Below are 5,931 nucleotides of genomic sequence, written 5' to 3'. Positions count from 1 at the left end.
AAAAAAGATGTCGAAATTAGACTTGAACAAATGGAAAAAAGACACAAGAAAAGAAAATACGATATTGACCTAAATTACAGGAAACAAGCTGAAAAACAGGAAATTTTAACTTAGTAAAGTAGAATTAGGCTCTTGTTGACAAACATTTTTGAGCAATTGTTTCTCTATTGTACTTTCTATATTAGAATTTTCTGTTTCTATTTCACGCCCAAAAATCTTTGCATATATTTCACCAACCTTAAAATCAAAAATACCATCTCTATACCAATACACTTGAATGGCTATTAGTTCTTGATTTGTTATCAACTCAACTAATGGATTTGTTTTTTGAATTCCTTTTTGTAATTCCAATAATTCACGTAATTTTTTTGCTCGATATTCTGGTGCATAATTACCTTGTTTATGACCGTCTTCTGTAACTGCGGCTTGACCGTTTCGCCTAGTCGCCATTCTGTTTTCAGAAACATTTCGTTCTACAACCAAACTATCTCTGTATTTCAAAAGTGGTGCAAGCCAATTTTCACCATTTTTAATTAAAGCAGTCATTGATTTATCTTCTTTTACTACTGTACAAGTCCAACAACCAAAACGACTTTGTCCACAAGATGAATGATTTTTGTCTGTAACAACAGTAGGACATTCATAATCATCTGCACTTGCGTTTGCATATATTTTGAATAATTTTGAATTATCATATCCCCAAGGTGAAGGTAAAGCATTAATTATATACCAAATTTCTTCCAACATTAATTCTTTAATAGGTGAATAAACTAATGTGTTATGATGATTCGGATGTTTTGACAAGCGTTTCCCTTTTATCTCATGTTTTCTTATTGACCGTCCTCTTGAGCTGCTTTCTGCACTTCTTACTCCGATAAGAACTATTGCTTCCCCTTTTTCATTTATTTGTTCAGTTATAAATGACGAAGTGGGTCTAATTTTTAACTTATCAGTACACCAACGGAATGAATTATTTGGAACAGGGTATCCTTTTCCAAGAACATTAACCCAAAAAGTAGCTTCTATTTTGGGAATTGTTTTTTGTATAAAAATAGGCAAATTTTGTTCTCTGGCAGCTTGTTCAATTTTTGTTAGAACATCATCAACATATTCTGTTATTATTGGGTTCTCGACCATTGTATCATTACAAACAACATAAACCTGCCTTTTCAATTGAAAAGGATATGGCATTTCTTTACGAATTTTTTCTAATGCTCTCCAAACCAAAGTTAGTAAAACTGTAGAATCTTTACCTCCGCTAAAACCAATTATCCAAGGTCTTTCACTTGTGTCCGCATAAGTATATTGGTCAACTAGTTCATTTATAATATTCTCAATTCGTTTGTTTTTCATACTTTGAACATATATATTCTTAGACCAAAATTAAGGATTAAGCAGCATATTTCCAAATAAAGTACTTAACAGTTTTATAAAATTAAATCTTAAACTGATCTTTTTTATAAATAGGCTTAATCTATAAGTTTTCAATACATAAATCCGAATAGCCAGAGAGGTATTTTGTTTTTAAAACCGTACTCAATATCATCTGCCACAATAAAAGCATTTTTAATATCTTTTATTTGCTTATTATTTTTATTTTTTCCGCCGATTTCAAAAAGATATTTTTCATCAACTAAAAAATCCCCTTCTTTCGGGTATGTTACAATATGATTAACAGATAATTGATTAAGAAAAAAAGTTTCTCTTAAATTACCTTTGTCGGATTTATCTCCCGACAAGGCATAAGAAATATTTGTGTTTCCTAAAAATATTTTATCGGGCTTATTCATATAATTTATTCCTGTTGCATCTGAACCTAACCATTGAATAATTTGTGCTTTATCTAAATAATACAAATATTTTAATAATGTTTCTCTTGATGTATTGGTTTGCCTTGCTAATTTTTCGATATTAGGTTTAAAAGGAACTATTCGAGAGATAACATTAAGCAAACGTTTCAACTTTATAATTGATGAAAAATCAATATTAAAAATAGCCGGCAAATCACTTTCTATAACTAAATTCAAAGAGGTCAGCAGTTGTTTCGGGTAATCTGTTTCCGTATTTAAAAAATAGGGGTAATATCCTTCTTTAATGTATTCGTTAAAATAGGGTAAAGGTTTAATTTTTTCTAAAACAATATTTACAAGTTTATCAGAATTATTTAATATTTGTTCTAATGTAAATTCCGGAAGTTCAATTTGATGCTTTAATTTCAGAAATTCTCTGAACGATAAACCCGGCATATTATACATTATTGCCCTTCTGCTTAAATCGTGTGTTCCTTTATGAATTTCAAGTGCAGACGAACTTGTAAATACGACTTTTAATTCGGGTAAATTATCGTAAATATTTTTTATTCCCTGCGACCAGTTGGGATATTTATGTACTTCGTCCAACAATAAATATGTGCCTCCGTATTTTACAAAATCTTCTGCAAAATAAACTAATTCGGTATCGGCGAAATATACATCATCTAAACTTACATATAATGCATCTTCGGTTTTTGATAACTGCTTTAAATATTGTAAAAGCATTATGGTTTTACCGCTTCCTCTTGCTCCTGTAATACCGATTAATTGCCTGTCCCAATTTATTCGATTAAATAAAAATCGTTGAAAATCTGTTGAAGTTCTTTGTGCTGCTTTTAGTGATAATCGTCTTAAACGTTCCATTTCTTCATAAATTTTATGCAAATGTATAAAAAATCACAAATGTATTTGCGATTTTTTATATTTATTTCACAATTATATTTATGATTTTACATTTAAAACTCAATCCCTACCCTGTCATTTCCTCCAAATCTATTTTTATTAGCTTGACAAAAACCGGCTTCACATACTAATTCAGTTTGACAAAGATGCCCGAAATCAGATTGCCCAAGAAACTTCCCCTCTTTGGTGGCTTTGAAGATTTGCCAAGTTGTCCTAAAATAGGTTTACAATAAATTTGTAAATTTAACCGCAAAACAAAAAGGATATATAATTTTTTCTGTTTATGATGTAAAAATAAAAAAAGGCACTAAGCAAGATTTATTAGAAAGGTTTGAACATCAGAAGATAAAGAAAAATGCAACAAAAAATTATTTGAGTTTTCTTAACCAATTTAACAAAAAGGAAACCGAAAAGTACGCAGTTGTAATTATTCCATACTCATATAGTTGTCCGTCTTGTGTCAAAAAAACTTTATATTTTTTTTCTGTAAATAAAGATACTCTTTTTAATAAAAATATTTATTTGTTGATTTCAGGAAAAAATAAAAATAATATTTTACCGGAATTAAAAAAAAGAAATTTGTTACCTGATAATACATTAGTATTTTATGATGAAACAGAATATTATCTTCCTTTTCATAAATTTGATATATTTAATCCTCGATTAACAATTATAAATAACAATATAATTATTCATGATAAGGTATATAATCCGGATAAAATTTATGATTTACAAAAAAGAATTAAAGATTTTATAATTGAATTAGGCATTTAGATAATACTTGTAATTTATTGCTTATCAATAGTTCTTATTTTTCCTTTGCGGTGCTTTGCGTAATCTCTGCGTTCTTTGCGTGAAATAAATCTGATTCAATCATATTTAGAACCCTTGAAATCGCAACAAATTAGATGAAATTTAGGTTCTATACAATTTCTCATTCTATATTACTTAAGTGCCTAATTCAATTTTATAAAATCACAATAATTACACTTTTACAAAACCTCACTCTTAATAACCATCAGCTTTTCCCTTGTCATTTCATGGATTGTGTAAGGTATTCCGCCCATGCCTATTCCGGAACTGTCTCTTCCGCCGAAAGGCATCCAATCAACTCGGAATGCTGTATGGTCGTTTACCATAACGGCTGTTGCGTTTAATTTTTTAACTGTATCCAATGCAATGTCGATATTTTTTGTAAATACAGATGCCTGAAAATGAACGTCTAAACTGTTTGCAATTTCAATGGCTTTTTCTCTGTTTGAATAAGAATATACGCAAACAACAGGACCGAAAATTTCCAATGTAGATACTTTTGCATTTGCCGGCGGATTTAAAAGAACCGTAGGTTCATAACAAGTATCTGAAATTCGTTTTCCCCCACACAATAATTCTCCTCCGCCTTCAACAGCTTCATTTACCCATTGCTCAACTCTGTCAACTTCAAAAGTAGAGATTAACGGACCGACTTCTGTTTTTTCATCCGTTTGGTTGCCCACAATTAATTTGCTTGCCATATCAGCAAATTGTTTTGAGAATTTATCACAAATACTTTCGTGAACAAAAACACGTTGAACGGAAACACAAACTTGACCGGCATGATAGAAACTGCCTTTTAAAAGTGAGGGTAACATTTCAGTAAAATCAGCATCTTTTTCTACAATAACCGGAGCAGAACCTCCGTGTTCCAACGCACAACGAGTTCCGGGTGAAAGTTTAGAACGTAAATACCAACCGACTTTTGCCGAACCGATAAACGAAAAATAATTTACTCTTTCGTCAGTTACTAACTTTTCGGCAACATCATTTTTGCAAATCGTAACTTGACACCAACCTTCGGGCAAACCGGCATCTTTTAAAATTTCCGCAAAGTTAAGACAAGACAGAGGCGTTGTTGATGCCGGTTTAATAATTACCGGACATCCCGCTGCAATTGCCGTAACTGTTTGATGTACAGTTAAGTTTAAGGGATGGTTAAATGCACTGACAGAAACAACCACACCGATAGGTTCTCGCATTGTAAAAGCAATTCTGTTTTCGGATGCTTTTGTAAGTCCCATAGGAATTTGCTCACCTTTTATTTGTCCGATATGCTCTGCTGCAAGTTTAACTCCGTTGATTGCTCGCAGAACTTCAACTTTGCTGTCGGTGTAGGGCTTACCGCCTTCTTGTGCAGCTATTTGGGTTAACTCTTCAACTTTGGTTTTCATTATTTCGGCTGTGCGTTCCAAAATTGCAATTCGCTCATGTGCAGGCAACCAAGTTGATTGATTTTTGAATAATTCATCGGCTTTTGCAAGAGCTTTTTCAACATTTTCTTTGCTTGCCAAAGGAATTTCTTTAATTAGGCTATTATCGAAAGGTGATGTTACTTTTAAGATTTCCATTTGTTGTCTGTTAATATTTCTGACAACAAATTTGTTAATAATTTTTCATAAATAAAATAAGATTAACTTAATTCTTTTCAAGCTATATTTGAGTACTGTTTCGTTTATAGAATTGTTGAATAATCTTATAATAATCTGTTTTTGTTTTATCATCGGCAACAATTCCTTGAATGCTGTCTTTACATAATTCATCCGAAATATTCAAATATGCAGGACCCAAAGTTGTTCTTATCCCGGTTTTTCAATTTCATACAGCTATGAGTTTTAGTCTAAAAAACTTTTTTCAAACAATTTTAAAGATAATAAATTATTTTAATACTTTGAATACACAAGTCTATAATTAAAATATTGACAATCATCGCACCACTTTTTTTAATTTATGTGAAACTGATTTGCATTTCTTTGTTTATTAACTTAATGATACGATGATATGCGGATTTTAGTTAATAAAAAAGCCAAACATTTCTGCTTGGCTTTTTTGTATTAATTGAAACGCTGACAGGTCTTGCAGACGCTGTCAGGTTTATTGTAAATATTCCGCTTGTCGGATTTGGATAAATTGGAATTCCTGTTTTCGAGAATTATTTTTTTAGTGACAGTGTGAATTCGTTAACAAATTGATTATAAGCTTGCAATTTGTCAAATATTTACTAAATTGTTCATGCCGACACTGTTCGGAGTGGACTCAGTGTTTTATAAATCAATATTCAATGTCGTTTAGTTAATAATCTGTCATAACCTTTTGTAATTCATAGAATAAGGTTTCTTTTGCCGATGTTTTCGAATGTTTTTCCGATTAGGTCTGACAGGCTCCCGGGTGTTGTAAACAATTT

Annotated in this window: 5 protein-coding genes; 1 reads left to right on the top strand and 4 read right to left on the bottom strand. The window is 31.2% G+C overall.

What is annotated here, in order from left to right; translation table 11 throughout:
• Window positions 1-105: 105 nt before the first annotated feature.
• The gene (gene dndC, locus L3J35_13575; GenBank protein MCF6367213.1) at window positions 106-1,353 is read right to left on the bottom strand and encodes a DNA phosphorothioation system sulfurtransferase DndC; all 1,248 of its coding nucleotides are present in this window, start codon (window positions 1,351-1,353) and stop codon (window positions 106-108) included.
• Between the two features lie 131 nt (window positions 1,354-1,484).
• On the bottom strand, window positions 1,485-2,675 hold the full coding sequence (locus L3J35_13570; GenBank protein ID MCF6367212.1) for an AAA family ATPase: 1,191 nt from the start codon (window positions 2,673-2,675) through the stop codon (window positions 1,485-1,487).
• 564 nt (window positions 2,676-3,239) lie between these two features.
• Between L3J35_13570 and L3J35_13565 the strand changes: the two genes are divergently transcribed.
• The gene (locus tag L3J35_13565; protein MCF6367211.1) at window positions 3,240-3,488 is read left to right on the top strand and encodes a hypothetical protein; all 249 of its coding nucleotides are present in this window, start codon (window positions 3,240-3,242) and stop codon (window positions 3,486-3,488) included.
• 218 nt (window positions 3,489-3,706) lie between these two features.
• On the opposite strand, the gene L3J35_13560 is transcribed toward L3J35_13565, so the two are convergent.
• Together L3J35_13560 and L3J35_13555 are read right to left on the bottom strand one after the other, a co-directional pair.
• Window positions 3,707-5,098, bottom strand: a complete 1,392-nt coding sequence (locus tag L3J35_13560; GenBank protein MCF6367210.1) for an aldehyde dehydrogenase family protein — start codon at window positions 5,096-5,098, stop codon at window positions 3,707-3,709.
• Between the two features lie 82 nt (window positions 5,099-5,180).
• Window positions 5,181-5,318, bottom strand: coding sequence for a hypothetical protein (locus L3J35_13555; protein MCF6367209.1), 138 nt, complete (start codon window positions 5,316-5,318; stop codon window positions 5,181-5,183).
• Between the last annotated feature and the right edge of the window lie 613 nt (window positions 5,319-5,931).

It is taken from the genome of Bacteroidales bacterium (assembly GCA_021648725.1).
Lineage (GTDB): Bacteria > Bacteroidota > Bacteroidia > Bacteroidales > JAADGE01 > JAADGE01.
Note: the sequence above shows the minus strand (reverse complement) of the source record. Positions and strands in the feature narration are given on the sequence as shown.

Coding starts and splice junctions, on each gene's coding strand:
- dndC (MCF6367213.1), bottom strand. CDS start 1,353: ATGAAAAACAAACGAATTGAGAATATTATAAATGAACTAGTTGACCAA.
- L3J35_13570 (MCF6367212.1), bottom strand. CDS start 2,675: ATGGAACGTTTAAGACGATTATCACTAAAAGCAGCACAAAGAACTTCA.
- L3J35_13560 (MCF6367210.1), bottom strand. CDS start 5,098: ATGGAAATCTTAAAAGTAACATCACCTTTCGATAATAGCCTAATTAAA.